Source organism: Paenibacillus hubeiensis (assembly GCF_032334105.1).
In the GTDB taxonomy this organism is placed as follows: domain Bacteria; phylum Bacillota; class Bacilli; order Paenibacillales; family Paenibacillaceae; genus Paenibacillus; species Paenibacillus hubeiensis.
Map to the genome: position 1 here is coordinate 44630 of NZ_JAVYAE020000009.1, position 26078 is coordinate 70707.

General features: G+C 50.9%; 25 protein-coding genes and 1 other annotated feature. Of the genes, 2 read left to right on the top strand and 23 right to left on the bottom strand.

Features of this window, described 5'->3' with window-relative positions; genetic code table 11:
* Positions 1–63 precede the first annotated feature (63 nt).
* The 3 genes from pyrC to pyrR form a co-directional block, all read right to left on the bottom strand.
* Positions 64–1368 carry a dihydroorotase gene (gene pyrC / locus RSX24_RS20995; protein ID WP_236416596.1) on the bottom strand — a complete coding sequence of 435 codons (1305 nt, stop codon included), beginning with the start codon at positions 1366–1368 and terminating at the stop codon, positions 64–66.
* A gap of 122 nt (positions 1369–1490) precedes the next feature.
* On the bottom strand, positions 1491–2405 hold the full coding sequence (locus RSX24_RS21000; RefSeq protein ID WP_236416597.1) for an aspartate carbamoyltransferase catalytic subunit: 915 nt from the start codon (positions 2403–2405) through the stop codon (positions 1491–1493).
* On the bottom strand, positions 2402–2965 hold the full coding sequence (gene pyrR, locus RSX24_RS21005; RefSeq protein ID WP_339273831.1) for a bifunctional pyr operon transcriptional regulator/uracil phosphoribosyltransferase PyrR: 564 nt from the start codon (positions 2963–2965) through the stop codon (positions 2402–2404). Before pyrR ends, RSX24_RS21000 begins: the two co-directional genes overlap by 4 nt.
* A 736-nt stretch (positions 2966–3701) precedes the next feature.
* Between pyrR and RSX24_RS21010 the strand changes: the two genes are divergently transcribed.
* Positions 3702–6377 (top strand): YhgE/Pip family protein, encoded by a 2676-nt coding sequence (locus RSX24_RS21010; protein WP_343261704.1) that lies wholly within the window; start codon positions 3702–3704, stop codon positions 6375–6377.
* Between the two features lie 270 nt (positions 6378–6647).
* Here the strand turns inward: RSX24_RS21010 and RSX24_RS21015 are convergent, their stop codons facing one another.
* The 8 genes from RSX24_RS21015 to lspA form a co-directional block, all read right to left on the bottom strand.
* A complete protein-coding gene (locus RSX24_RS21015) occupies positions 6648–7976 on the bottom strand; it encodes a DUF6080 domain-containing protein (RefSeq protein ID WP_343261705.1) in 1329 nt (442 codons plus the stop codon).
* Between the two features lie 30 nt (positions 7977–8006).
* Positions 8007–8327 carry a permease gene (locus RSX24_RS21020; RefSeq protein ID WP_236416601.1) on the bottom strand — a complete coding sequence of 107 codons (321 nt, stop codon included), beginning with the start codon at positions 8325–8327 and terminating at the stop codon, positions 8007–8009.
* The gene (locus RSX24_RS21025; RefSeq protein ID WP_236416602.1) at positions 8314–8643 is read right to left on the bottom strand and encodes an EamA family transporter; all 330 of its coding nucleotides are present in this window, start codon (positions 8641–8643) and stop codon (positions 8314–8316) included. Before RSX24_RS21025 ends, RSX24_RS21020 begins: the two co-directional genes overlap by 14 nt.
* Positions 8631–9275, bottom strand: a complete 645-nt coding sequence (locus tag RSX24_RS21030) for an HAD family hydrolase (protein WP_339273835.1) — start codon at positions 9273–9275, stop codon at positions 8631–8633. The genes RSX24_RS21025 and RSX24_RS21030 overlap by 13 nt, the downstream gene beginning before the upstream one ends.
* A 25-nt stretch (positions 9276–9300) precedes the next feature.
* Positions 9301–10194, bottom strand: a complete 894-nt coding sequence (locus RSX24_RS21035; RefSeq protein ID WP_343261785.1) for a decaprenyl-phosphate phosphoribosyltransferase — start codon at positions 10192–10194, stop codon at positions 9301–9303.
* 201 nt (positions 10195–10395) lie between these two features.
* Positions 10396–11649: an LL-diaminopimelate aminotransferase gene (locus RSX24_RS21040; protein WP_339273836.1), complete on the bottom strand. Its 1254-nt coding sequence runs from the start codon at positions 11647–11649 to the stop codon at positions 10396–10398.
* A 106-nt stretch (positions 11650–11755) separates the two neighbouring features.
* Complete coding sequence (locus RSX24_RS21045; protein WP_236416740.1) at positions 11756–12658, bottom strand: RluA family pseudouridine synthase; 903 nt, start codon at positions 12656–12658, stop codon at positions 11756–11758.
* Between the two features lie 91 nt (positions 12659–12749).
* Complete coding sequence (gene lspA / locus RSX24_RS21050) at positions 12750–13244, bottom strand: signal peptidase II (protein WP_339273837.1); 495 nt, start codon at positions 13242–13244, stop codon at positions 12750–12752.
* A gap of 230 nt (positions 13245–13474) precedes the next feature.
* On the opposite strand from lspA, the gene RSX24_RS21055 reads away from it, so the two are divergent.
* Positions 13475–14212: a TraR/DksA C4-type zinc finger protein gene (locus RSX24_RS21055; protein WP_236416605.1), complete on the top strand. Its 738-nt coding sequence runs from the start codon at positions 13475–13477 to the stop codon at positions 14210–14212.
* A gap of 16 nt (positions 14213–14228) precedes the next feature.
* On the opposite strand, the gene RSX24_RS21060 is transcribed toward RSX24_RS21055, so the two are convergent.
* The 12 genes from RSX24_RS21060 to spoIIGA form a co-directional block, all read right to left on the bottom strand.
* Positions 14229–14600, bottom strand: coding sequence for a DUF5665 domain-containing protein (locus tag RSX24_RS21060; protein ID WP_343261706.1), 372 nt, complete (start codon positions 14598–14600; stop codon positions 14229–14231).
* A 160-nt stretch (positions 14601–14760) separates the two neighbouring features.
* Positions 14761–17856: an isoleucine--tRNA ligase gene (gene ileS / locus RSX24_RS21065; RefSeq protein WP_343261707.1), complete on the bottom strand. Its 3096-nt coding sequence runs from the start codon at positions 17854–17856 to the stop codon at positions 14761–14763.
* 415 nt (positions 17857–18271) lie between these two features.
* Positions 18272–18559, bottom strand: a binding site (T-box leader).
* Between the two features lie 57 nt (positions 18560–18616).
* Complete coding sequence (locus RSX24_RS21070; protein WP_236416609.1) at positions 18617–19126, bottom strand: DivIVA domain-containing protein; 510 nt, start codon at positions 19124–19126, stop codon at positions 18617–18619.
* A gap of 248 nt (positions 19127–19374) precedes the next feature.
* Positions 19375–20157, bottom strand: coding sequence for a YlmH family RNA-binding protein (locus RSX24_RS21075; protein WP_236416610.1), 783 nt, complete (start codon positions 20155–20157; stop codon positions 19375–19377).
* A 14-nt stretch (positions 20158–20171) separates the two neighbouring features.
* A complete protein-coding gene (locus tag RSX24_RS21080) occupies positions 20172–20438 on the bottom strand; it encodes a YggT family protein (protein ID WP_290371453.1) in 267 nt (88 codons plus the stop codon).
* A gap of 7 nt (positions 20439–20445) precedes the next feature.
* Entirely contained in the window at positions 20446–20913 is a 468-nt protein-coding gene (locus tag RSX24_RS21085; protein WP_236416611.1) for a cell division protein SepF, read from the bottom strand.
* Positions 20910–21605, bottom strand: coding sequence for a YggS family pyridoxal phosphate-dependent enzyme (locus tag RSX24_RS21090; RefSeq protein WP_236416612.1), 696 nt, complete (start codon positions 21603–21605; stop codon positions 20910–20912). The genes RSX24_RS21085 and RSX24_RS21090 overlap by 4 nt, the downstream gene beginning before the upstream one ends.
* 6 nt (positions 21606–21611) lie before the next feature.
* Complete coding sequence (gene pgeF, locus RSX24_RS21095) at positions 21612–22508, bottom strand: peptidoglycan editing factor PgeF (RefSeq protein WP_343261786.1); 897 nt, start codon at positions 22506–22508, stop codon at positions 21612–21614.
* A 59-nt stretch (positions 22509–22567) separates the two neighbouring features.
* Positions 22568–22957 (bottom strand): YlmC/YmxH family sporulation protein, encoded by a 390-nt coding sequence (locus tag RSX24_RS21100; protein ID WP_236416613.1) that lies wholly within the window; start codon positions 22955–22957, stop codon positions 22568–22570.
* A 189-nt stretch (positions 22958–23146) separates the two neighbouring features.
* Positions 23147–23929 (bottom strand): RNA polymerase sporulation sigma factor SigG, encoded by a 783-nt coding sequence (sigG, locus tag RSX24_RS21105; protein WP_236416614.1) that lies wholly within the window; start codon positions 23927–23929, stop codon positions 23147–23149.
* A 121-nt stretch (positions 23930–24050) separates the two neighbouring features.
* A complete protein-coding gene (sigE, locus tag RSX24_RS21110; RefSeq protein ID WP_236416615.1) occupies positions 24051–24773 on the bottom strand; it encodes an RNA polymerase sporulation sigma factor SigE in 723 nt (240 codons plus the stop codon).
* 11 nt (positions 24774–24784) lie between these two features.
* Positions 24785–25765: a sigma-E processing peptidase SpoIIGA gene (gene spoIIGA / locus RSX24_RS21115; RefSeq protein ID WP_343261708.1), complete on the bottom strand. Its 981-nt coding sequence runs from the start codon at positions 25763–25765 to the stop codon at positions 24785–24787.
* Positions 25766–26078: the final 313 nt, after the last annotated feature.

Here is a 26078-nt window from a genome sequence, read left to right on the forward strand (position 1 = left end):
TCTTATCTATTCGAATCTCGGCTTACATCAGCCTCGATTTGATTTGAGTTACTCAACCGCTTGTTATTGCTGAATTTCGCTGCTCCACACGCTTTTTCCGTCTACCCATGTTTGTACCGGCCAGCCTTTCAGCTTCCAACCCGTAAACGGCGTGTTTCTTCCCTTTGTGGCAAACGTCGCGGGATCTACCGCTTGTTCTTCGCTCAGGTCGATCATCGCGATATCCGCCGGAGCTCCCTCTTCCAGTTTGCCCGTATCCAAGCGGAACACCCGTGCCGGATCGGCCGTCATGCGTTTCACCAGGAAATCGAGGGTCCACAGTCCCGTCTCCACAAACTTGGTGTACAGCAGCGGGAATGCCGTCTCGAATCCAACGATGCCGAACGGTGCAAGCTGCATGCCTTTGGCTTTCTCGTCCTCGCTGTGCGGCGCATGATCCGTGACGATCATGTCGATCGTGCCGTCCAGCAGCCCTTCGATGCATGCTTGCACGTCGCGCGGCGAGCGCAGCGGCGGATTCATTTTCCAGTTCGCGTCCATGCCCGGGATATCTTCGTCCGACAGCACCAGATGGTGCGGGCATACTTCCGCAGTCACGTTAATGCCGATCGACTTCGCCAGGCGAATCAGCCTTACCGATTGCTCTGTGCTGACATGGCAGACATGGTAGTGTACTCCGGTTGCCTCAGCGAGCAAAATATCGCGTCCGACGTGAATGGCTTCCGACTCGTTCGGAATGCCTTTGATGCCGTGGCGTTTCGAGAATTCGCCTTCCGTAACGTATCCGCCCACGACCAGCGAGTCGTCTTCGCAGTGAGCGATGACAGGCATATCCATGCTTGCCGCAAGCGTCATGGCGTCCTTCATCATCTGGGCATTCTGCACGCCTACGCCATCATCGGTAAATCCGATGGCTCCGGCTTCCTTCAGGGCAGCAAAATCGGTAAGCTCGCGGCCGAGCTCGTTTTTGGTGATCGCAGCGTAGGGCAGCACCTTCACCAATCCGGCTTCCTTCGCTTTATCCAACACCAGCTTCACCGTGTCCGGATTATCGGTAACCGGTTTGGTGTTCGGCATACAAGCAATCGTGGTATATCCGCCTTTTGCCGCCGAGCGCGCTCCCGTTTCGATCGTCTCTTTATGTTCGAATCCAGGTTCGCGCAGATGGACGTGCATGTCGATCAGGCCGGGAATGACCAGTTTGCCCGCAGCGTCGGTTACTGCATCTGCTTCGCGTTCCGCCTGCATGATCGCCGCATCTTCAACATCAGCGATCTTCGCGATTTTTCCTTCTTTAATAATGATGCTTTTCCGTTCCAATTCCCCTTGTTGATTCAACATGCTCGCGTTTTTTATAACTTGCATCATGATATTCCTCCGCTTCGATTCTGCCTCGCTTTTCGGCAAGCGAGGCGAATATTTTATCGTGTACCCTCTCGTTGCTCTCTAAGAACGTCCGTCATCGCCTCCCGGCAATTCCCCTGCCGATGTTACAGCTTCATTGCGCGTTCCATGACCGCCATGCGGATCGGTACGCCATTGGCCATCTGCGGGAAAATCCGCGATGCCTCGCTCTCCACCACCGCATCGTCGATTTCGACGTTCCGGTTTACAGGAGCAGGGTGCATAATGATCGTGCCCGGCTTCAGGCGGGCAGCCCGTTCTTCCGTCAATCCGTAGTGTTCGCGATAATCCTCAGCCGAGGTAATCAGACCATGTTGGTGGCGTTCCAGCTGCACTCGCAGCATCATGACGACATCCGCATCCAGCGCTTCCTCCAGACTTACGTATGGAGCGTGCTCGGCCAGTTCCGGTGCCTGCATCGTTTGCGGAGCGCAGAAGCGCACGTCCGCACCGAATTTTTGCAAAGCCCACAGGTTTGAGCGGGCGACCCGGCTGTGAAGGATATCTCCGATAATCGATACGCGCAAACCTTTCAACTCGCCGAACGTTTTGCGCATCGTGTACAGATCCAGCAGCGCCTGCGTCGGATGTTCGTTGTTTCCGTCTCCGGCATTAACCAGCGGCACATTTACCTTTTGAGCCAGCTGCTGCAGTACGCCAGCCGGTTTCAACCGAATCACGCCTGCGTCGATGCCCATCGATTCCAGCGTTCGTACCGTATCGTAGATCGATTCGCCCTTCTCCACGCTGGATGCCGCTGCGGTGAAGTTCATCACCTGGGCGCCCAAGCGTTTCTCGGCCATTTCGAACGAGAAGCGGGTACGCGTGCTGTTCTCGAAAAACATGTTGGCTACGAATCGGGATTCCAGTACGGGCACCAGTTTGTTCGTCTGCGACTCCCAGTGCGCCGCCCGGTTCAGAATCGACTCGATCTCGCTCCGGTCAAGATCCTTCAGTCCAAGCAAACTCCGGTCCTTCAATGCTGGCTGCGTAATCGTCATGCTTGCTCCCCCCGGTTCTGAATGATTTTGACCTCGTCCTGCCCATCCGTTTCCTTCAACGCCACTTCGATCTCCTCCGATTTGGACGTCGGCACGTTTTTGCCGATGAAATCAGGGCGGATCGGAAGCTCCCGGTGCCCGCGGTCAGCGAGTACGGCCAGCTGGATGTTCTGCGGCCTTCCGCAATCCATCAGGGCGTCCATCGCTGCGCGAATGGTGCGGCCGGTATACAGCACATCGTCGAACAAAATGACCTTTTTGTCATGGATGGACAGAGACTCCGGAATCATCTTCAAGACCTCCTTGCGCTGCGCTCTATTCTCATCCGAGCGGTCATCGCGGTAAGGGGTCACATCCAGTTCTCCCCAGGGGACCTTCGTTCCCTCAATCTCCTCAATCTTGGCAGCAATGCGTTCAGCGAGGTATACCCCGCGAGTCCGAATGCCTACAACTACACAACCTTCGATTCCTTTGTTTTTTTCCAAAATCTCATGGGCAATCCGTGTCAAAGCGCGGCGGATCGCCGTTTCATCCATAATGACATGCGTTTCTGTGCTCATGCGTTCAGCCTCCTCAGGATTTCCCTTCAGATCATGGCCCCGTGACGAGGAGAACAAAAAAGACTCCTTGCCGTGTCGTTGGCAAGGAGTCTCCGAACTTCAGCGCGCGCTGAAGAAAGTTTACTCTCGGGATGCACCGTCCTATTTTGCCGCAGCAAAAAGACGATGTATCGTTCACGTTACCTTGCCAGTCTCACGGGACTGATTTAAAGGTGCTATTCATGTCGTCCATACGGTAAAGCGCCTCACAGTGCACTTTCGTACCGTATGTCCGTCGATCTTCATGAATTATGACAGAAAGGAAACCTCCTGTCAACACCTCACCATCGCAGGCGAAAAGATTCTGCTGCGTTCCCCTTATCATCAGCAATCTGGCTGAATAACATCCGTGCACAGCACATCTCATATCATTAATAATTATACAATAATCCTGCATATTTATCCATAGGAAATGTGGAAAGACTTTCAGGCAAAATAATCCGTTTCCTTTTCTTATTCCTCCTCATCGCAGGCGAAAAAAGAAAAACGGGCAGGATATAGTCGGGTAAGCTGCACGACTCCTTTACTTCTCATGAATGGAATCCGATATAAGAGGGTATGTAAAACATGTAAGTACGCCATATGCATCATTCCCTTTCAACGCTTCCCGGGTACAATGATGGATGGTACAATCATTCTTCCATCCAATACAGGAACTGCTTCATGTTTGCTGCATACTTACGTTCAGGAGGGCATTATGCGAAATATTTGGCACATTTACAAAACAGACTGGCTTCACATCCTCAAGGTGCCCACCGGCATCTTTCTGATTGTGGCCATCATATTGCTTCCCGGCGTGTACGATTGGGTTAATGTCAAATCCGTCTGGGACCCCTACAGCAATACCCAAGGGATCAAAATCGCCGTTACCTCCGAAGATCACGGTGCGTCCGTCGCAGGCCAAACGCTCAATATCGGAGACGAGCTCATTTCGAGCCTGAAGCAAAACAAAAAACTCGGGTGGGTGTTTGTTGACGAGGAGAAGGCTTCTCACGGCGTACAGACCGGAGAATATTACGCCAGTCTGCTGATTCCCCAAGACTTTTCCGCCAAAATAACCAGCATTGTCGACGGAAAGCTTGAACGTCCGGAGGTCATATATACGGTGAATGAAAAGGTCAACGCCATCGCGCCCAAAATTACAGGTTCAGGCGTGTCGGCAATCACGACTCAAATCAATGAAAATTTCACCGAAGCCGTCAGCGAGGCCGTTCTCACCAAGCTGAAAGAAGCCGGAGTGCAGGTCAATGAACAGCTGCCAACGCTGCGAAAAATGGAGAATGGCATTTTTACGCTGGAGAACAACCTCCCGCAAATCGAAAATGCGGGTCAGAAAATTCTCGAAGTGGATCAAGCGATGCCCGAGATCGTGCAGAAGGCGCAGAAAATCGTCGATCTCCAGCAAAAGCTGCCGGAAATCAACGAGGCTGCGCAATATGTAGTAAAGGTTCAGCAGCATTGGCCTCAAATTCAATCCGCCGCCTCGGAAATTCTGGCCATCCAGGAACGAATTCCCGAGCTTCAAAAAGCCGCTGGCTTCGTGCACGATGTGGACCAGCATTTCGATAAGGTGGGGAGCATCATTCAGACTGCGTTGGAGCAATCGGACAAGGCGCTGAATATCGTAACGACAGCGGAGCAAAATTTGGACAACGTTGCCCAAATTGCAGAAAACGGAAAGGCATTAACGGAAGGAGTCAACCAATTCATCGCTTCAAGCGAAAAAGCAATGAACAGCATTGGCCCGGCCATCAGACAAAACCTGCTGCTGGTGCAGCAGATTAGCGATGCGGCAGGAGATGTGTTCGAGCGCTTGCAAAGCACGGACCTGAGCAAGCTGCCCACGGCCGATGAATTGGATCATCTCGCATCAAGATTGGGGATCGCGCTTAGAATGACGGACAATACGTCCGCACTGCTCAGCAAAATCAATGATTTTCTGCCCTCTCACCCGTTGAGTAACCAGATTTCCAAACTGAACGCGGTATCGGACAAACTGCAGCTGCAGATTCGTCTGGCCGGAATCGTGAGTGACGCATTGCGGCGCAACGCTACCCCGCCTGCCGACGTCGTCGCCCAATTGCACGAATTATCGAGGGATGTCGGAAACGGCATCGGCGAAGCGTTGAAGGCTTATGACAATGTAATCGCGCCGGCACTGGCCGCCGGGTCGGATCATTTGAGAACGATGTTATCTTCATCCGCGGCTGCCCTTCAAACCGCGCAGGACGCCTTACCAGATGTTGCGGGCATACTTGCAACAGCCAAAGAAGGCATTACGCTTGGCCAGAGTGAATTGAGAAAACTGCAGCAGAATTTGCCGGAAATTCAAGCCAAGGTCCATGAGATCTCACAAACCTTGCAGAGCAAGAGCAATGCATTCATTCGCGCCTTGAATGCGGTGGCCCCGATCATCCGGAATGACTTGCCCAAAGTCAAAGCCAAATTGGATGAAGCTGCCCGCTTTGTGCAAAACGATCTGCCCGAGGCGGAGAAACAAATCGGCAGAGCAGCGGACTTTGTGAAAAACCAGCTGCCCGAAGTACAAACAGGCGTGAAACGCGCCGCCGAACTGGTTCGCACCGACCTGCCGGCATTGGAGCATGCCATCAGGCAGGCCGCCGACAAGCTCAGGGAAGTGGAACGGGACAACCATTTTGCGGAGCTGGCGAAATTGCTGCGGGGTGACATTGAAGCAGAGAGCGCCTTTCTTGCGAGCCCGGTACACATCAAGGAAAACCAGTTATACCCGATTCCCAACTACGGTTCGGCCATGTCCCCTTTTTACGGCGTATTGTCGTTATGGGTCGGATCTACATTGCTTATTTCACTGCTGCGGGCGGAAGCCGAAAATCCGGATGGAAAGTTCAGGGGATATCAGCTCTACCTGGGACGTCTGGCGACGTTCCTGACGGTAGGTTTGCTTCAAGCCGTTTGCGTCACGCTGGGCGACATCTGGCTGCTCGGCACCTATGTGGCGGATAAATGGTGGTTTGTGCTGTTTGCCATGCTGGTGAGCGCCGTTTTCGTCACGATCACGTATACCTTGTTGTCCGTCTTCGGCAATATCGGGAAAGGCATTGCGATCATTTTCATGGTATTCCAGTTTTCCAGTTCGGGCGGCACGTTCCCGATCAGCATGACCTCTCCGTTTTTTCAGGCCCTCAATCCTTTCATGCCGTTCACGTATGCCATCAGTTTGCTGCGCGAGGCTGTAGGCGGCATTTTGTGGGAGACCGCGTGGAAGGATATTCTGTGGTTATGCATATTCATCGCGATTAGCCTGGTTATCGCTCTTGCGTTGAAGCGGCCGCTAAGCAGCCTGACCCGACGATCTGCGGAGAATGCCAAAAAAACGAAAATCATCGCTTGAGACGATCAAGCAGAACCACAACAAAGACCATAAATCCTTCATGGATTCATGGTCTTTTTTTAATCTATATAAACCGCACTAATCATTCACACTAGAGCACTGCGAGTGCAGTACCATCTTCCGATCGCTGTTATCCCCAGATTTTTTGGATCCCCCTTTCTAAGGGGAAAATCCGGTGATAAATGCGAACGCTTTGCTTCTCCAGATTAGTTCTGCCTCTCCGTTAACGTGTGTTTGTTTTTTGCGGTTTATATAACTTCATTCATTTTTTCACAATTGGTTCGGTGCCGAAATGAATTCGTTCATCGCGGAAGTTGAATCCAGCTGCTCGTAAGATTGCTTAATCGTCGTCAACGTCTCGAAGTGGCGGTACACATTATTGGCGGCCATCACCAGAACGGACACGGCGAGCAAAACGGTAAGCGCGGATTTACCTATGCCAGGACGAAGACCAATGACGAATCCTCCGGCCAACAAGAAAAACGCAAACAGGTAATGTCCTGCATACAGGTACATATCGTATTGGAATACTGCAAGCCCAAAGCCCACTACGATGTGCAGCAAAAATGCAAACAAAACGTACGGAACCAGCGTCCACACTTCTCTCTTCCGAACGCCCGCGATAAAGCCTGCAAGCGCAAGCACCAGAATGAACACGCCGACGAACAGGGAATACAGAGGCGTTGGTCGGGACAAATCCGATACAAACGCCATCATGCCCGGGTCCAATAAATGAACTTTCGGGGACAGCATCGGGTTGATGGTCAGAAGCCCAAGCGCCTTCCAATGTGCAGCAAACTGGAATGGCGTTGCATAGCTGGTTCCCCCGTTCTGGATACCGAGCAGCCAGTTGCTAACCCAGCTCCGTCCGCCGAATGCCACGTACTGGATGACGGTCAGCGCGGCAATCATGCCGACAGCCAAAACCATGATGCCAACGTATTTTTTGAAGCTCCCTCGATTCCGCCAAGCTCGCATATTAACGAACAAACTGGCCGCAAAAGGAACGATATTGGTGGACGTCAGGCCAAAATTGACGGCAGCCATCGCCGCATTCGCGGAGTAGCTAACCTCTTCCCGCTCTCGAGAATATTGCAAGTAAACTACCGAAATCAAGATGAAAAGCTGCACATACGGATAAGAATCCGGAATCAATGCAGTAAACATGAGGTACGAGCTGAATCCGAACATCAGCGCTACAAGCAGCGGAACCGTTAATTCCTTCCCTTTGCGGGCAAGGAACAAAAACACAAGCATGACGGACAAAGCATTGACAAGCGACTGCAGCACAAGAAAGAATCCATTGCCGCCCAGCAGCGCTGCGCCTCCCCCCAATACAACCGTTAAGTAAGAAATCAACGGATGAATGACGGACGAACTGTTCATGCCGTAATACATGGATGGATCAAAATTGAACAGGTTCAGCGGAAAATCCCTTGTGTTAAACGGGCTCCGATCTCCAAGAAGTCCGGCATTTTCGGCCATATAATTGACGTAAGGAATGTTGATCAGTCCGTAAAAAAGAGCAAAACCAATAAATAACAGAAGCGCTGCACGGTTCGCCCTGCGGTCGGAAAATATGTAATCCAGAAAATTCATTATTTCACATCCTGTTTTTTCGTCTGGTCTTTAAAACACCAAAAAGCACAACCCGCCCATGATGCAAGCGACACCCACCCAGCGCAGCGGTCCTACATTTTCTTTGAACACCCATCGGGCAATCAAGAGTGTCCATACATACGTCAGCGCATTAGCCGGAAGAACTACGGTCAGCGGAAGGAAGCGCAGCAGCAAAATGTTAAGCAACGCCCCAACCCCGTAAAATCCAAGTCCTCCTAACACATGCAGCCGTTTGCGACTGTCGGCGTATGCTTTGAGCCCGGCTCCGCCAATCGCTCCGCAAAGCGTCATGACAACAAGCACAACCGCCATCCAGCTATCGTTCCACACTGGTTAACGTCACCCCGATTCCAAGCAGCAGGACGGCAGCAAGTTTCTGCAGCGTAATGTCCTCCCCCAGCAAAAAATGGCCGTACAGCAGTGCGAATACATAACTCGTACACATCAGGGGATAGGCGACCGACAGTTTTTCCAGCGAGAAAGCCTTGATCATCAGCACCGCTCCCAATCCGTAACACGCGAATCCAAACCCAAGGTAGATCCACTCCTCCAGCCCCCACTTCCAGAAGAGCTGGCCCGTTGCCGTAAGGAACGCCGAAAACAGCATGAACATTTTGCCTGTATGGCGTCCTGTCATTTTCCCCATGATAGTTCCTCCATATCTGGCACGCTCCTGTTGATGAAATATCGCCGAGCCACCAAATTCATCACAGGCAGGTCTGAAAGTGAATCAGAATAGGAGCATGAATGTTCATAATCAATGGTCATCCCTTGTTCCTCCAGATAGGACAGGATGCGGCGCACTTTCTCTTCTCCCTTGCAATTGCTTCCCTCGATAGAACATTTGTACCCTGTCCCATCGGGCCGGCGCGCAAGTTCGGTACCGATCACATGATCGACCCAAGATAAGGTCTGAAAATACTTCATGTAGGCATGGGGAGATGCCGTCACGAGCAGCACATGGTACCCTTCTTTCTTGCGCTGCATCATCTCCATATTGGCCTCAGCAAACATCGCTGTGCGGAGCCGACTTTCAAAGAAATGCTCCAGATCAGCCTCGGACATCCGTTCAATTCCTTTAAAATAAGAGCGCTTGACCCGCTCCACTTTCATCAATCCCGCTTTGTAGAGCATAGTATGTAGTCCGATCATCGGAAGCTGCAACGCCAGTGCCGGAAAACGGCGAATGCCATAACTTACAAACTGAAACATGGAATCGCTGCGTATAATCGTTTTATCAATATCGAAAATGGCAATTTTCGTGCTTTTCAAACTCAACCTTGTTCCTCCTTGTTACGGATGGTTATTCAAAAATGGAAAATATAACGATAACCGCAGCCACATACAGAATGACGGTGATCAATATAGGCTTATCCTCAAACAAAACACGGTCGGGAGAGCCGCCTTTGTTCTTCATATGAACCAAATATAGATAACGGAACATGCCGTAAATGACAAGCGGGATCGTCCACATCAAATGAATCGTCCGGTTGGACGTGAACGTAAACAGCGAATAACTGATAATGGTCGCCGTAGTCACAATCGTGTTGAATTGATCGAGCAGCGTAACAGAATAATGATCCAAAACCTTACGATGCGATCCCGTATTGCCTTCCAGCAGTACGAGTTCGTGACGCCGTTTACCGATAGCCAAAAATAGCGACAACAGCATCGTACAGATCAGAAACCATGGCGTAAAAGGAACATGAATCAGCACACCCCCGGGAATCGCACGCAGCACAAACCCGGCGGCAATCGTCATGACATCCATGATCACTATATGTTTGAGCACAAACGAATACGATACATTAAGCGCAAAATAGACGATGCACAACACGCCGAATAATGGGTTTAACATCATTGCCGAGCCTACGGACAAGACCAGCAACCCGATTCCAAACCCAAGCGCCTGACGGGGGCTCACTTGTCCCGATGCGATCGGGCGGTTTCTTTTCACGGGATGCTGGCGATCCCGTTCGCGGTCCACGTAATCGTTCAAAATATATACGCAGCCTGCCACCAGACTGAATAGGAAAAAACCGACGAGTGTGGCGATGACCGTTTCTGTTCGGATTTCCTCAAAAGAAAAAACCAAAGCGGCAAAAAGCAGCAAATTTTTCGTCCATTGCTTTGGGCGCAGCAGGCGGATATACCCCGCCACCACGCTTTCGTCCGTTTTGCTTGCAGATGATGAAATATTTGGACGTGATGATAACAACCTCATCGTCTCCCTTCCCAAAAAACTCCATTAACATTCATTTTACTACACAAATAATAAACGAAAAATAAATAATAAATCACTTGGTACTTTTTGTAAAGACAAAACTAAGAAATTGCGAGACAAAACAAAAAAGAGACCTTTTCGGTCTCTTTTCATATCAACGAATGATTTGACATTTTAAAATTCGAACTGCACGTCGCTCAGGCGGCGTTTGATTTCAGCAATGACACGCTTCTCTTCTTCTTCGCCTTGAGCGATGAAGGTAACCGAGAAACGCACGAAGTTGCCGGCATCATCCCAAGGCACCGACGAAATCAGTTTTTCGCGAATCAGGAACTGGGAGAAATCCTCGCCGGATTCGAAACGGCGTCCGCCAACAACACCCTTAGGAGCTTCGACATACAGGAAGAAGGAGCCTTTCGGTTTCTCTGCTTTGAAGCCAAGTTCGTTCAACGCGGACACGAGCAAATCGTGACGGCGGGAATATTTCTCCGCGATTTTCTCGGTAATTTCCGGATGGCTCAAGCCATAGGCCGCAGCCTTTTGGATCGCGATGAACTGACCGGAATCGTTGTTGTCTTTTACGTCGCTGAACGCTTTGACAACAAGCGGATTGCCTGCCACAAACCCGATTCTCCAGCCTGTCATGTTGTAGGATTTGGACAAGGAATGCAGCTCCACGCCAACATCCTTCGCTCCAGGTACGGACAGGAAGCTGAACGGTTTGTTTCCGTCGTAAGTCAATGCTGCATACGGAGCATCATGTACGACGACAACGCTGTATTTTTTGGCCCACTCGACCACTTCAGTAAAAAACTCAACCGTTGCGGCTGCACCCGTAGGATTGTTTGGATAGTTCAAGTAAAGCAGTTTCGCGCGTTTAGCGATATCTTCCGGAATGGAGGACAGGTCAGGCAGGAAGTTGTTCTCTTTCGTCAATTGAACGTTATACACTTCTCCCCCGAGGTACTTCGTGTGTGTACCCATAACCGGATAGCCCGGAACCGTCATGATGGTCACGTCGCCAGGATTAATAAAGCAGGAAGGCATCATGGCCAAAGCCGGCTTGGAACCGATCGAGTGCACGATTTCCGTTGCGGCATCGATGCCGTCCACGTTAAAAACGTTTTTCAGGTAGGCCGCAGCGGCTTCCTTGAATTCAGGAATACCGTTGTCTGCATAACCGCGGTTCTCCGGTTTGGCTGCTTCTTCAGCCAATGCGGCAACGATGCCTGCATCTGCCATCTCGTCAGGCTCGCCAACGCCGAGGTCAATCAGTTCAACATCCGGAAAATCCTTTTTGGCGGAAGCTTTGGCGCGTTTGATTTTTTCGAATTTATAGATGTTCGTGTCTTTGCCATAGTTAGCGCCACCGATGCGGTCAGCGAAGTTGGTCTGGATGTAGGTTTCTTGATATTTGTCGATACTCATAGCGATATTCATCTCCTCGTTTTGACGCAAGTTTCTATTCCACTATGAAGCATTTACATGGTCTTATCCATGGACAAAACACCCGAACATTTGTACTTTCAGCGTCCTAACGGCTGCGCAATGAGGCGAGAACATCCTCCATGTCCTGCGGCAGCGGAGCCGTGAATTCCATATATTCCCCGCTCGTCGGATGCACGAATCCAAGCACTGCCGCATGCAATGCCTGTCCTTGCATTTTAATACCTTTGTTGCGACCGTATACCGGATCGCCGACCAGCGGATGCCCGATGAATTTCATGTGCACCCGGATCTGATGCGTACGTCCCGTTTCCAGCTTCAGTTCAAGCAACGTATAATCATTGATGCGCTCTGTAACAGTGAAGTGAGTCACTGCATGCTTGCTGTTTCGTTCCGTGACGGTATACATTTTCCGATCATGAGGGTCACGGCCAATCGGGGCATCAATCGTGCCTTGATCGTGGCTGAGATGGCCGTGCACAAGCGCAATGTAACGCCGATTTACGCTGTGTTCCTTTAGCTGTGCAGCCAGGGAAGCATGCGCACGATCGTTTTTGGCCGCCATGAGCAGTCCCGATGTGTCTTTGTCGATCCGATGCACGATTCCGGGACGAAGCTCGCCGTTAATGCCTGACAAGTCCTTGCAGTGGTACATCAACGCGTTCACGAGCGTCCCGGACAGATGGCCGGGTGCAGGATGAACGACGAGGCCGCGCGGTTTGTTGACCACGATGACATCGCTGTCTTCATATACGACTTCCAGCGGAATGTCCTCGGCAGCAATCTCCACCGCGGCAGGCTCCGGAATCTCAAGCACCACGACGTCGCCTTCGGACAACTTGGCATTCGCTTTCGTCGCACTGCCATTGACCGTAACCAATCCATCACCGATCCACAATTGGACTTGAGAGCGGGATACGTCCTCCAGCGACTCCGTAATATATTTGTCAATGCGCTCCTTTTTATGCTCGGGAGCTACAGTCCATTCCATTCGTTCTTTGCCTTGAAGAAGATCGTCTTCCTGGCCGTATTTTCCCAAAGCGGAGACGTCTTCCTGACTTTTTGCTGCGTCATCAAAACGGTTACTCATGCGTTTCATTCCCTTCAATCTTTGCAGCGGCTTTCTCTCTGCGTCCTTCAAGCAGCGTTTCAAGCACGATCAAGGCCACCCCGATACATATGGCCGAGTCGGCAATGTTAAAGATGGGAAACGTATAACTTCCAAAATTAAGCTGAACAAAGTCAACGACTTCACCGGTCAATGCCCGGTCCAGGAAGTTGCCGATCGCCCCCCCAAGCACCAGACTAAGTGCTACAGGCAGCAATTTGTGCGGACTGTTTTTTACTTTTTGCAAATACCATACCAGAGCAACAACTACAACAATGGTCACCACGATAAAAAACCAGCGTTGGTTTTGCAAAATGCCAAACGCCGCGCCGGCATTGCGGTGAGAGGTAATAACGAAGAAATTGCCGATGACCGGAATTTCGTCGTCGATGGTCATTTGTGTGGCGATCAGGTACTTTGTGCCCTGATCCACCAAAAAAACGATAAAAGCGAGGATATAGTACACCACGTTTTTTGTCACTCCGATCTTGTCTTTTCCATACGATACCAGGCTTTGCGCCAGACTTGTCCATTGTAGCACAGCTGTTTGGAAATCGTCCACGGCCCGTGCGAAAGGCGGCTTCATGGCAAAAAGGATAACATTTTCCTTCTGTATTCCTGCCCGAAATGGCACATCCTACAACGGAGTACACATTCGGCTTAGCAGGTTCAACATATCGCTGCGGAAAGGGGAATACCATGGCACATCTATCACCGGAACAGTTACATTCCTTGCGTACCCAACTGATCACCGAGAAACGGCACATCGAACATCGGCTTGCCGAGAACGAACATTATGGGCTAGGCGATTCAATGAAATTGCAGACCGGCGAGCTTTCCCCCATCGATAATCACCCGGGAGACGTAGGCACAGAAATGTACGAACGTGCAAAAGACATCTCCTTGCTGGAACATGATGAATTTCAGGTGGAACGAATTGCTTCCGCTTTGCAATCCATGGACGAAGGGAGATACGGCATCTGTGTCGTTTGCAGGCAGCCGATTTCCTTTGAGCGTCTTCAAGCCGTGCCTTATACCCAGTATTGCGTCGACCATCAACCCGGCCATGTCTCCAGCGACCGACCTGTCGAAGAACAATTTTTGGAACCTCCCTTTGGCCGAACAAGTTTGGATGAGCGCGAGGACCAAAACGGTTTCGATGGGGAAGACGCATGGCAAATCGTCGAGAGCTGGGGAACATCCAATACTCCGGCCATGGCCGAAGGCTCGGACATCGACAGCTATGATGTGATGTCGATCGAAGCTACAGATGAAGTCGAAGGCTGCGTTGAAGCTTATGAAAGCTTTGTGGCCACCGATATTTACGGACATGACGTATCCATCGTACGCAACCGGCAATACAAGGAATACCTTGAACGAGGCGAAGGCGAAGGATTGCTTGAACCGGATGTCGAATTTTCCGATGATTTATATTGAGGCTGCCCGTTAATTCCTAATACGTATTCAATTCAAGCTGACGCTGAACAATACGAACAATATCGGCTATATAATCCCCCACGATTGGCAGGTTCAATGCACCAAGCATCTGTAATAAATAAATGATCGTCGCTGCAAAAAAAGTAAAGCCGATCGCAATGCCCACTCCTCTGGCAGCTCCGGATAACAGATTAAGCCCAATCAGCTTCCAGGGGCGATACAGCAGCTCCGTATATTGCAAAATGCGGGAACGTTCCAGTTCCTGAGCGATTCGGCTCGTCAGGGTGAACAGCTCCTTTATTTGTTCGTTCGAGTCCAATGTAGGCGGAACGGAAGATGTTGTCTTCGCCTGTGCTTCGGTTGACGGTTTATTCTTTGGTTCAGTCATGATTTCCGCTCATTTCTGTATGGGGTTTATACCATAATGGCAATGTACACCATATAGTCATTGCCCATTTGCCTTAAAATCAAACGAGCCGGGAAACAGGGTAACCCTGACTCCGCGGCTCGTTTGCATGTTTTTCGTATGATATGTTCGGGTACTCCAACTACTCGATCGCTACACCGATGTTTTTACCGGCAGCTTCGACACGTTCCATGGACTCACTGGAACCAAAAACCACGTCCGTCACGAGCACGTTTTCACGCAGCACATGATCGAAAGCTTCGATGGCTGCCTGCAATTCGGCATCGACGTCCAGCGTCAGGCGCACTCTTTTCTCGATCGGCAGATCGAGTTTTTTGCGTGTATCCTGAACCACGCGCACCACTTCGCGAACCAGGCCTTCCTGTTCCAGCTCAGGCGTGATTTCGGTATTGAGTGCAACCGTCAAGCCATATCCTGAAGCGGAAGCAAAGCCGGTTTTGGCTTGTTTTTCAACCAGCAGCTCTTCTTCGGTCACTTGCAATTCTTCCCCATCCGGAGAAACGACATTGAATCGGCCCTCTGTTACCACTTTGCGCGTCTCATCCGGCGTCATGCCTTTGAACAGGTTTTGCAAGAATCCAACGTTTTTGCCATATTTCTTGCCGGCTACTTTCAGGTTCAGCTTCAACGTGAAGTCAACGAAATCGGCGTCGTTATGCTCAGCCCGGATCGTTTTTACGTTGATCTCTTCCTTGATGATGTCCTCATAGTCGGAGAGATTAAAGCCTTTGTCCAGCGAAACGATCAGCTCGGACAACGGTTGACGCGTTTTCACGCCGGTCTCGTTACGCACATTGCGTGCCAACTCAACTACCCGGCGAGCCGTCTCCATATCCCGTTCCAATTCCAAATCGATCAAAGACTCGTTCGCTGCCGGATAGTCATCCATATGCACGCTTTCGCCGTTGCTCAAATTCAGATAGATGTCTTCCGCCAGCATCGGCGTAAATGGAGCCACTAATTTGGCTGTTGTCACGAGCACCTCAGTCAGCGTGCGGTATGCATCCAATTTATCCTCAGTCAGTCCGCTGCCCCAGAAACGATCGCGGGAACGGCGGATATACCAGTTGCTGAGCTCATCAACAAACGCTTCGATCGCTTTGGAGGAGTTCAGATAATCGTTAACGTTCAGCGCCTTTTCAACAACAAGGATCAGGCTGTTCAATCTGGACAGAATCCAGCGATCCAGATTGTGGGCAGACACTTTGAACGGATGTTCTTGCGGATCGAATCCGTCAATCGTCGCATACAGCGTCAAGAATGCATGGGTATTCACCAACGTATCGACCATTTTGGATTTGGCTTCCGCCACGATGCCTTTGGAGAAACGTTTGCTGTTCCATGGCGCGCTGTCCGAGAGCAGGGCCCAACGGAATGCATCGGTACCGAACTCTTCGATGACATCCCATGGATCGATGACATTGCCCTTGGATTTGGACATTTTTTGCCCATTCTCATCCAGCACGTGTCCGGTTGCCATAACCGCTTTGTATGGCGCTTTGCCTGTCAGCAATGTGGAAACCGCCAGCAAGCTGTAGAACCAGCCGCGCGTCTGGTCGATCCCTTCGCAGATCATGTCTGCAGGGAACTGCTGCGCAAAGATATCTTGATTCTCAAACGGATAATGCTGCTGCGCAAATGGCATGGAGCCGCTGTCGAACCAAACGTCGATCACTTCCGGCGTTCGTTTCATTTCGTATTTTCCGCAAGAGCTGAGTACCTTCACTTCATCGACGTAAGGCTTGTGCAATTCCAGGTTTTCCGGTACATCCCCGATCGCGCGAGCACGCAGTTCGGCAATGCTGTGCGGAGCAAACTGTTCGCCGGTCTCCTCGCACACCCAGATGTTCAGCGGTGTTCCCCAGTACCGGTCACGGCTGATGTTCCAATCCACCAGATCTTCGAGGAATTTGCCGAAACGTCCTTCGCGAACGTGACCCGGATACCACTCCACTTCACTGTTGTTGGCGATCAATTGGTCTCTGATCGCAGTCGTTTGGATAAACCAGCTGTCCATGGCGTAGTACAGCAGAGGTGTATCGCAACGCCAGCAGAATGGATAGCTGTGCTCATATTTTTCTTTGCTGAACAAGCGTCCTTTTTCAGACAGATATCTCACGATGTCCACATCGCAATCTTTGACGAAACGTCCGGCAAAATCAGTAACCTGAGCTACGAATTTACCCTCCAGATCAACCATGTTCACAAAACTGATGCCGTTCTCGCGGCAAACGCGATAGTCGTCCTCGCCGTGAGCAGGCGCCATGTGTACGATCCCTGTACCGCTTGCATCGGTTACGAAGCCTGCGCCCAGGATGATATTGGTTTTCTCTGCTTTAATGTAGTTGAATGGAGGATCATAGGTTTTGCCAACCAGGTCGGAACCTTTCAGTGTGCCAATGACTTCATATTCACCTTTTGCGTCTTTCATGACTTTCTCGACCAGGTTAGTCGCCATGATGTACACTTCACCATTCTGGCTTACGCGGGAATATTCCATGTCCGGATTCACCGCAAGCGCAACGTGGGATGGCAGCGTCCATGGCGTTGTCGTCCATGCCAGTACAAATTCTCCGCTGTCATCCAGCTTGAATTTGGCAGTAGCACTGAGGTCTTTAACATCCTTGTATCCTTGGGCAACCTCATGGGAGCTCAGCGTTGTCTGACAAGAAGGACAATACGGGCTTACGCGATGACCGCGATACAGCAGCCCTTTCTCGTGAATGGTCGCAAGGATGTTCCACACGCTTTCGATATAGTTGTTGTCGAGCGTGATATAAGGGTTATCCATGTCCGTCCAGTAGGCGATGCCTTCGGTCAGGTCTCTCCATTGTTGCTCATATTCAAAAACGCTGGCTTTGCATTCATTGATGAACTTTTCCACGCCATAATCTTCGATTTCCCATTTATGAGAGATGCCCAGTTTCTTCTGCACGCCCAGCTCCACCGGCAAACCATGTGTATCCCAGCCCGCTTTGCGCACGACGCGATATCCCTTCATCGTATTGTAACGGCCGATAAAGTCTTTGATGACGCGCCCGAGCACGTGTCCGATATGCGGCTTTCCGTTTGCAGTAGGCGGACCTTCATAAAATACGAAATTCGGCTTCCCTTCGCGGTTTTCGATCGATCTTTTGAAGGTGTTTTCTTCCTTCCATTTGTTCAGCATGCGCAGTTCTCTTGCGCGGGCCTTCTCCTTGACGTCAACTCTTTGCATGATGATATCTTTCCTTTCGACATTAGTTAATTGTGGACCGTTTCAATCCCCCTAAATCCCCCTTACCAAGGGGGACCCCATAGGCGCTCCGCCCTCTGGACACCCGGCATGGTTTGTCGGGGGCGAGCATGCGGCGCGTGGGTGGTGCTGCGTGCGGGGAGTCGGCCCTTATGCGGCTGTTCCTTTTCAGGAACGCCCCAGGGCCTCGACTTCGCCGCATGGGGCCCTTTGGCCGATGGCTTCGCTCCATCGGCGCTGGGCTCCCTGCCTGAGGTCCCTGCGGGCCTCATGGGCGCTCGCCTTGGCGGAGGCTCTGGCCGATGGCTTCGCTCCATCGGCGCTGGGCTCCCTGCCTGAGGTCCCTGCGGGCCTCATGGGCGCTCGCCTTTTTTAAACACCAAAAAACCCCGTCCCGGAAAGGGACGAGGTTGTGCTCGCGTTACCACCCTAATTCTGTTCATCACAAACCATAACCAAATATCTTGGGTATGCTTTGTCATCAACAGCACTTATGCCCTGCTCAGTATACAGGGTGCCGATATAACGTTCGGCTAACGGCTTCGCTTACGCACGGATACATTAAACCGCTTCAGCGTCGCTTCTCCGGGATGATATTCGGCTATAACCCATCCATTGGCTTGCACCAAACGCCAACTCTCTGAGGGATGCAATCATAACGTACTGAACCCGTCATGGAATCACTATTCATTATGAATATAGTTATAGCCTCTTTACCGGTAAAAGTCAACCGGGCGGGCGTTTAATAAATTTCCTTCATTTCCCGTTCGCGTTCAAGGACTTCTTGTTCCCGGCTCTCCAGCGCTTCCCAACCGTCCTGAGACAACAATTCCAATTGGGCCTCGACCAGCGTACGGAAACGGGCGCGGTAAATGGATGCCTGCTTTTTCAGCTCTTCCACTTCCAAAGAAACCTTGCGCGATTTCGCCAAAGCCTCGTTGACGATTCGGTCGGCGTTTTTCTCCGCTTCCTTCACGATCAGCTGAGCTTCCTTCTTGGCGTTGTTCTTCACATCGTCCGCTGCTTCCTGGGCGATAATGATCGTTTTGCTAAGCGTCTCCTCAATCGTGGCAAAATGGTCCAGCTTCTCCTGAACGGACAGCAACTGATTGGTCAGTTCCTTGTTTTCGCGGATGACGCCTTCGTAATCTTTGATGACTTGATCAAGAAATTCGTTGACTTCATCCTCGTCATACCCGCGCAACCGTCGGGAGAATTCCTTGTTGTGTATGTCCAGCGGCGTTAATGGCAAGCTGTCCACCTCCTGTAAAAGTTCCTTCTCGTGCCGAGAAAGTTTGCAGCATATATAGGTTTCTTACAAAGAAGCCAGGCAACCGGCTTCTTGGAAGATTCCTACGTTTGCATCATGGAATGAGATACGGTGAACCCGGAGGGCCATACAGCATCCCATCCATCCTCATTGTTTATCGGAAACCCCAAATATTTATTTCACCTTTAGTTTAGTTATTTCGACAAGAACAAGAGATTTCCTGCAACGAGCTATGCAAATTTGCCGATTTTTACGCGACAGCGTCCTTTTTTGGTCATGCCATCCAGTTCCAGTACCTTAAACCGACCAAATCCGCGAACGGAAACGACATCCCCTGCGTTGAGAAGCTTGGACGGGTCTTCTTCCACTTTCCAGTTCACGCGGCAGCGACCCGCTTTGATCGGGAGCAGCGCCTTGCTTCGGCTCATCCGGTATACGTCCGCGCAAATACCGTCCAGCCGCAAGGAAGCAACGGTGATGTCCAGAATCTCAAGCTTCGTTTCCGACCATCGCAATTGATCCAGCGGCAGCAGCTCGGTAAATACGTGCACCCGATGCACCTGATTCATTTGCAGCGATAAAAAAGCGCTGGTTTCCGACGCTACCACAGCGTGGCACCCGTCTTCCAGCACTTGGATATCCCCGATTTTGCCGCGTTTCATGCCAAGCCCGAGCAAAGCTCCCATGTAGTCGCCGTGCTCCAATTCGGCAATTTTGGAGTCATCGGACGAAATGCTGAGCACCTGCATATTCATATCTTCATCGTCAAGGTAGCGGTAATCCGGGGCGATCAGAGCACGCTTTCGTTCGGCGGACGCGTATCCGCCATCAAAACGCACTTGGACATCCGTCCGCCGATTGACTAGCGTTTGCAGTATAAACATCTGCCTGGGATCCAAAAAATCCGTCAGCCGGGTGTCATGCCTTTCCCCGGCACGTTCCACCCATTCCGCTGCCTTATCCACGAAATCCCGTTCATCCGGCGTAAAATGTTCATATATTCCATTACCCATGGTCGATTCCTACCTTACATAAAACGGAGAAGAATGGACTTCAAGCCCACTTCCGCCAATTGAAGTGTAATCAAGGCCACGATCGGCGAAATGTCCAGCATTCCGAATAACGGCGGAATAAACCGCCTGAACGGGCTCAGGAAAGGTTCAACGAGTTTGGCAAGCCATTCTCCGACAGCGCTCTCCCGAGCATTGGGAAGCCACGACAAAAGCACATACGCAATAATCATGTAGAGGTAAATTTGGAACGCGATGGATACGACACTATAAATTAGACTCAAAAAAGGCTCACCTCATCCTGTTATAATCTTGTTCGCTCTCAGCCAGAATTTCCGTAATGGTACCCTGGATCTCTACCGTGTCTGGCGTGCAGAGAAAAATGTTACCGCCGATTTTGGAAATACCGCCGCCCAGGGCGTACACCGTTCCGCTCAAAAAATCAATGACGCGCAAAGCCTGGTCCTGGCGAACACGCTGCAAATTAACAACGACCGTACGATGCGAACGCAGATGATCGGCAATTTCTTGAGCCTCGTCATAGGAGCGCGGTTCATACAAAACAACTTTCACATTTTTCTGGGAATGAATGCTTACCACATTATTGCCCCTTTGTGTTCTACGTTTATCCAGCTCGGAGGTTTCAGGTTCATGGTGATCCGGCTCGGATTCTTCTTGTGCAGCCAAACGTTCACGTTCCACAATCTCTTCTTCTTCCTGGAGTCCAAAGAAATTCATGAATTTATTCATTACGCTCATCGTGAACCCTCCTCTTTCCCTACGAGAATCGATCCCAGTCGAACCCAGGTTGCTCCCTCTTCAATCGCCACTTCAAAATCATTGGACATGCCCATGGATAATTCAGTCAGCGGTTCTTGTGTCAGGGCCTGTCCATTCAAACGGTCTCGCAGTTCCCGCAATCCGCGAAATACGGGACGAGTCAGCTCCGGGTCCTCTTCATGAGGGGCCATCGTCATTAGGCCGATAACCTTGATATGATCCAATGAGCCTATTTCACGTAAAAAGCCGGCTGCGTCTTCAGGCTGCAAACCATACTTGCTCTCTTCACCCGAAATGTTGACCTGCAAAAACGTTTCCACGCCAATGCCCAGCGCAGCCGCCTTTTTGTTCAATTCCTTCGCCAGCGATAACCGGTCCAGCGAATGTATGTAACGAAATTTTCCGACAACGTCCTTGACCTTGTTCGTCTGCAGGTGGCCGATAAAATGCCAAGTTCCCTGCTGCCCATAGGCTTCCCATTTGGCCTGCGCATCCTGCCAGCGATTTTCTCCGATATGCTCAAGCCCGCGGTCCAGCACAGCTCCCGTCGTTTCCAGCGAAACGTACTTCGTGACGGCAATCACGTTAACATCCTCGCGATTGCGGCCGCTGCGCCGACACGCGGCTTCGATCTTCTGATTTACCTGTTGTATACGTTCCTCCAAAGACACAGAGGGTCACCTCTCTTCCAGCCCAATCCAGCTAGCCATGCGCCCGGTAGTTCCGTTTTCTTTCCGGTAAGAGAAGAAAATGTCCGGGTTGCAGCTTGTACACCAAGTAGTACATTCGATATGATCCGGCAATATTCCTGCTTTCATCATAATGTGTCGATTGCATTCTTTCAAGTTTAACATCGTTTTGCCATTGCCGGCCGAATGGAAGATCAGGTTGCCATTTGCCCCATACCCCTCATTACCCTCGGCCCCGTCAAGCCAAACCCGCACATGTTTCATGACGGCCTCATCCACCTCGTAACAGCAATCGCCGATGGAAGGGCCGATCGCGGTTCGGATATGATGCCTTTGGCTGCCGTACTCCTGCTCCATTTTCTCGATCACGGATTCGGCAATGCCCGCTACCGTCCCTTTCCAGCCGGCATGAGCAAGCCCTACTGCACCTCGTACGGGATCGTAGAAATATAATGGCACGCAATCCGCGTAGAAAGAGGTCAGCAGGACACCCGGCACATCCGTAACCAAGCCGTCCGTATCTTGAAAGGCAGATTCGCGATCCATCCACCCCCGCCCTCGGTCTTCAGCCCGAACGACGGCAACCTGTTTGCCATGAACCTGCTCTCCGCACGTCCAGGCACTTTCCGAAAAGCCCAGCTTGGATGCAATCCGCTTTCGATTGTTGAGAACCGTTACCGGATCGTCACCGACGTGATACGCACAATTCAGGCTTCCATAAGGAGCACTTCCGTTTCCTCCCTGCCTCGTCGTAAATCCTGCACTCAAACCGTCATATTGCTCTCTCCACGGCTTCACATATATCAACAACGGCTCGGGAGCCGCTGCATTTTCCGGGCCCCCACTCTTAAGCATCTGTTCCTGTTCCAACACAAAAGGTTCCATCTTCATATTTTTCACCTCGCAAGCTCCAGTGTACCAAATGAACCCCTGTCCTGTCTCGTTCAGATCGACCGGCGCTGACTTCGCTCCAGACGCTCCGTTCGATCCATTCGTTCTGCGCGGCTGATCTGCGCATCATACATGCGAGCCTCGCGTTCCCCTTCATCGTATGAAGGCTCCTTGACTTCATCCATCTTCACCAATATGACGTCGGAGCCGATCTTGACGATGTTTCGCCATGGAATGATCAGGTCCGTGCCCCCTCCAAACAATCCCATGAAGCGGGTATACCCCGGCACCACGATGGCCTCGATCCTCCCCTGCCTTAAATCCAGTTCCAAATCGCTGATCTGGCCCAATCGTTTGCCATCGGTAATATTGATGACCTCTTTGGTTTGAAAATCGGAAATCTTCATGCCTCTGCCCGTCTGGGCGCCCACATTTCCTTTCATCGGGTTCCGCCTCCAGTCTGCTTCCGCTCCTGCCCGTTCTTTCATTCTATACACTATATGTACGGGCGGGGAAAAATGTCCTGTTTTTAGGCAGGCGGCCGCACAGCGAAACATCTCCGTATTACCATGCACCCCAAAATAAAAGAGCGACTCCGGGTTATCCCGGATCATCGCCCTATCTCGTATCGTTTATGACTTCACGTGTTTTTGCATCTGCTGAATGGCCGACTTCTCCAAACGCGAGACCTGTGCCTGGGAAATCCCGATTTCATCCGCCACTTCCATTTGGGTTTTCCCTTCGAAAAAACGCATGGACAAAATCATTTTCTCCCGTTGTCCCAACCGATGCATCGCCTCGCGCAAAGCGATTTCCTCGATCCAGGAAACGTCCTTGTTTTTGTCGTCGCTGATCTGATCCATCACATAGATGGGGTCGCCTCCGTCGTGATAAATGGGTTCGAAGAGCGATACCGGGTCCTGAATGGCATCAAGGGCAAATACCACGTCTTCTTTGGGCACGTTCAGCGCTTCGGAAATTTCGAAAATGGTCGGTTCGCGAGAGTTTTTGTTCGTCAGGCTATCCCGGACTTGGAGCGCTTTATAAGCAATGTCCCGGAGGGATCGGGATACGCGAATCGGGTTGTTGTCGCGCAGGTATCGACGAATTTCACCGATGATCATCGGCACTGCGTATGTTGAAAATTTGACATTTTGGGATAAATCAAAATTATCAATGGCTTTCATCAGGCCTATGCAGCCAACCTGGAACAGATCATCGACAAACTCCCCCCGATTGTTGAAACGCTGAATGACGCTGAGCACGAGGCGCAGATTGCCATTCACCAATTTCTCTCTTGCTGAGCGATCATGGTGCTGCTGAAGGGAATGAAACAATTCCCGCATTTCTACGTTGGTGAGGACAGGCAATTTTGCAGTGTCCACGCCACAAATCTCGACTTTGTTTCGGGTCATCGTGATTTACCTCCCAAGGAGAAACATTAATGTACATTATCTCCGGGGCAGGCTTTTTTATTCGCAGCTGGCACGCTTGCCAGTAATACCCATAAATTAAACAAACCGGATCTGCGGCGCTTCAAACCATCTTGTTGAACTCTTTGCGCAGCCTCTTGATGATCCGTTTCTCCAGGCGGGAAATGTAGGATTGGGAGATTCCCAGCAGATCGGCCACATCCTTCTGCGTTTTCTCTTCCCCGTCCTGCAGCCCGAACCGCAGCTCCATGATCATTCGCTCGCGATCGGTCAATTTGTCGAGCGCTTTATGCAAAAGCTTCCGATCGACCTGCTCTTCGATGTTTCGGTAGATTGTATCATTCTCAGTGCCAAGCACGTCAGACAGGAGCAGCTCATTTCCATCCCAATCGATATTCAGCGGTTCGTCGAACGAAACCTCTGTCCGGATTTTGCTGTTGCGCCGTAAATACATCAAAATCTCATTTTCGATACAACGCGAAGCATACGTCGCCAGCTTGATTTTTTTCTCCGGGTCAAACGTATTCACGGCTTTGATTAACCCGATGGCCCCGATGGATACCAGGTCTTCAATGTTGATGCCCGTATTTTCGAATTTGCGCGCAATGTACACTACCAGCCGCAAGTTTCGTTCGATCAGCATCGCGCGGATCGCAGCGTCGCCCGAAGAGAGCTTTTGCAGCAGATACTCTTCTTCCTCACGCGTTAACGGAGGCGGTAACGCCTCGCTTCCGCCAATGTAATAGATTTCCTCGCTCTTGAGTCCAAGCAAAAATAAAAAACGATAATATTGAAGCTGCGCTACCAGTTTCCATTTCAAAAGCATGCACGTTCCTCCTATACCACATTCAGCGGCTTTTCTGTTGTTCCTGCAGTGCCGGCGATCGGCGCTCCACCGCTGGAATCCTGCACGAGGTCAGGGTGAATGACCGCCTGATATTTTCCTTCGGACGATAACGTTCCCCCATCCAAACCTATCAGGACTCTGGTTGTTTCATAACAAACCCCACCCATCGTTACCTTCACCCGATCCGGCTTGATTGCCAGCATAAACGCAGTCCCCTTATTGATGCCCCGATAGGGTACAAGCCTCAATCGATCCTGCCAGTGAAATTGCTCCTGATTCATGTCCATAATAAGGTTGTCCGGCGCCTCATGTTTCAATCTGTCCTTACAGGAATCCGGCAGCCATTGCTGCCATTGCGATACTTCCATCACCATAACGGGCTGACGGGTGAGCGGGTCGGCAAGTTGGTTTCCCGTATCCAAAAGGCCTGTACAAGAAACGATCGCTTCATCAATGTACACATCGACCTGCCCTAGATACGTAGTCATCCGTTCTGCTTTACGCTTCGAGTTCTGCACGGCTTTGAACAACGCCAGCACGGCAAAAAATACGATAAACGTAAACCAAAACGCGATTTTCAAATCAAACGACATTCCGCCAGATGCCGTAAACCAGATTCCGTTGAACAGCTCACCCGAGCTCTGAAGCATGTAGTGCACGCCCAGAATGCCCCCGGCAGCCACAAAATTGATGACATAAAAGGTTCCCAACGTTTTGCAGAAAGCCTGCAGACCTTTGAAGCCAAACGCGATAAACAACATAATCAGGGACAATGTGAATTTGATCAGGAACGTGAACAGAAACGCGAGCTCAGGCACGAACATCATGACCACGTACAGTGCCCCCACAACGGCGGACAACAACCATCTCCACCAGACCAGCCTGCTCTTTCTCATCCATGCTGTCAGCCCGATGAGCGCACCGTCGATGCACAGGTTGGTCAAAAAAATGAGATCTACGTATACAACCACACGATCCACCTGCCCGCTCACCACATATCGAAATTATCGAAATTAACTGACTTCGATCGCCGTGGTTGCTTATCTATCAATTTTGCAGCACAGTTTCCATATGGAACATACTCACAAGTATAGGGAACCCCTTTCTCAAAGTCTGTCTAAACATGGTGGAATGGCTTCAACTTTTTTTGTCGGAACGTGCGCTATGTGGGTTGTTCAGAATTTGTTCATTGGGGTATGGTACAATCTTCCTAAAGGAAATAGTTATCGAGGCACTTGTCGAGGAACCGGGCCGCGAATTGAAGAGAACCGGGTTGCAGTATGA

Coding starts and splice junctions, on each gene's coding strand:
- pyrC (WP_236416596.1), bottom strand. CDS start 1,368: ATGATGCAAGTTATAAAAAACGCGAGCATGTTGAATCAACAAGGGGAA.
- RSX24_RS21000 (WP_236416597.1), bottom strand. CDS start 2,405: ATGACGATTACGCAGCCAGCATTGAAGGACCGGAGTTTGCTTGGACTG.
- pyrR (WP_339273831.1), bottom strand. CDS start 2,965: ATGAGCACAGAAACGCATGTCATTATGGATGAAACGGCGATCCGCCGC.
- RSX24_RS21010 (WP_343261704.1), top strand. CDS start 3,702: ATGCGAAATATTTGGCACATTTACAAAACAGACTGGCTTCACATCCTC.
- RSX24_RS21015 (WP_343261705.1), bottom strand. CDS start 7,976: ATGAATTTTCTGGATTACATATTTTCCGACCGCAGGGCGAACCGTGCA.
- RSX24_RS21025 (WP_236416602.1), bottom strand. CDS start 8,643: ATGGGGAAAATGACAGGACGCCATACAGGCAAAATGTTCATGCTGTTT.
- RSX24_RS21040 (WP_339273836.1), bottom strand. CDS start 11,649: ATGAGTATCGACAAATATCAAGAAACCTACATCCAGACCAACTTCGCT.
- RSX24_RS21045 (WP_236416740.1), bottom strand. CDS start 12,658: ATGGAATGGACTGTAGCTCCCGAGCATAAAAAGGAGCGCATTGACAAA.
- RSX24_RS21055 (WP_236416605.1), top strand. CDS start 13,475: ATGGCACATCTATCACCGGAACAGTTACATTCCTTGCGTACCCAACTG.
- RSX24_RS21060 (WP_343261706.1), bottom strand. CDS start 14,600: ATGACTGAACCAAAGAATAAACCGTCAACCGAAGCACAGGCGAAGACA.
- ileS (WP_343261707.1), bottom strand. CDS start 17,856: ATGCAAAGAGTTGACGTCAAGGAGAAGGCCCGCGCAAGAGAACTGCGC.
- RSX24_RS21075 (WP_236416610.1), bottom strand. CDS start 20,157: ATGGGTAATGGAATATATGAACATTTTACGCCGGATGAACGGGATTTC.
- RSX24_RS21085 (WP_236416611.1), bottom strand. CDS start 20,913: ATGAGCGTAATGAATAAATTCATGAATTTCTTTGGACTCCAGGAAGAA.
- pgeF (WP_343261786.1), bottom strand. CDS start 22,508: ATGGAACCTTTTGTGTTGGAACAGGAACAGATGCTTAAGAGTGGGGGC.
- RSX24_RS21100 (WP_236416613.1), bottom strand. CDS start 22,957: ATGAAAGGAAATGTGGGCGCCCAGACGGGCAGAGGCATGAAGATTTCC.
- sigG (WP_236416614.1), bottom strand. CDS start 23,929: ATGACCCGAAACAAAGTCGAGATTTGTGGCGTGGACACTGCAAAATTG.
- sigE (WP_236416615.1), bottom strand. CDS start 24,773: ATGCTTTTGAAATGGAAACTGGTAGCGCAGCTTCAATATTATCGTTTT.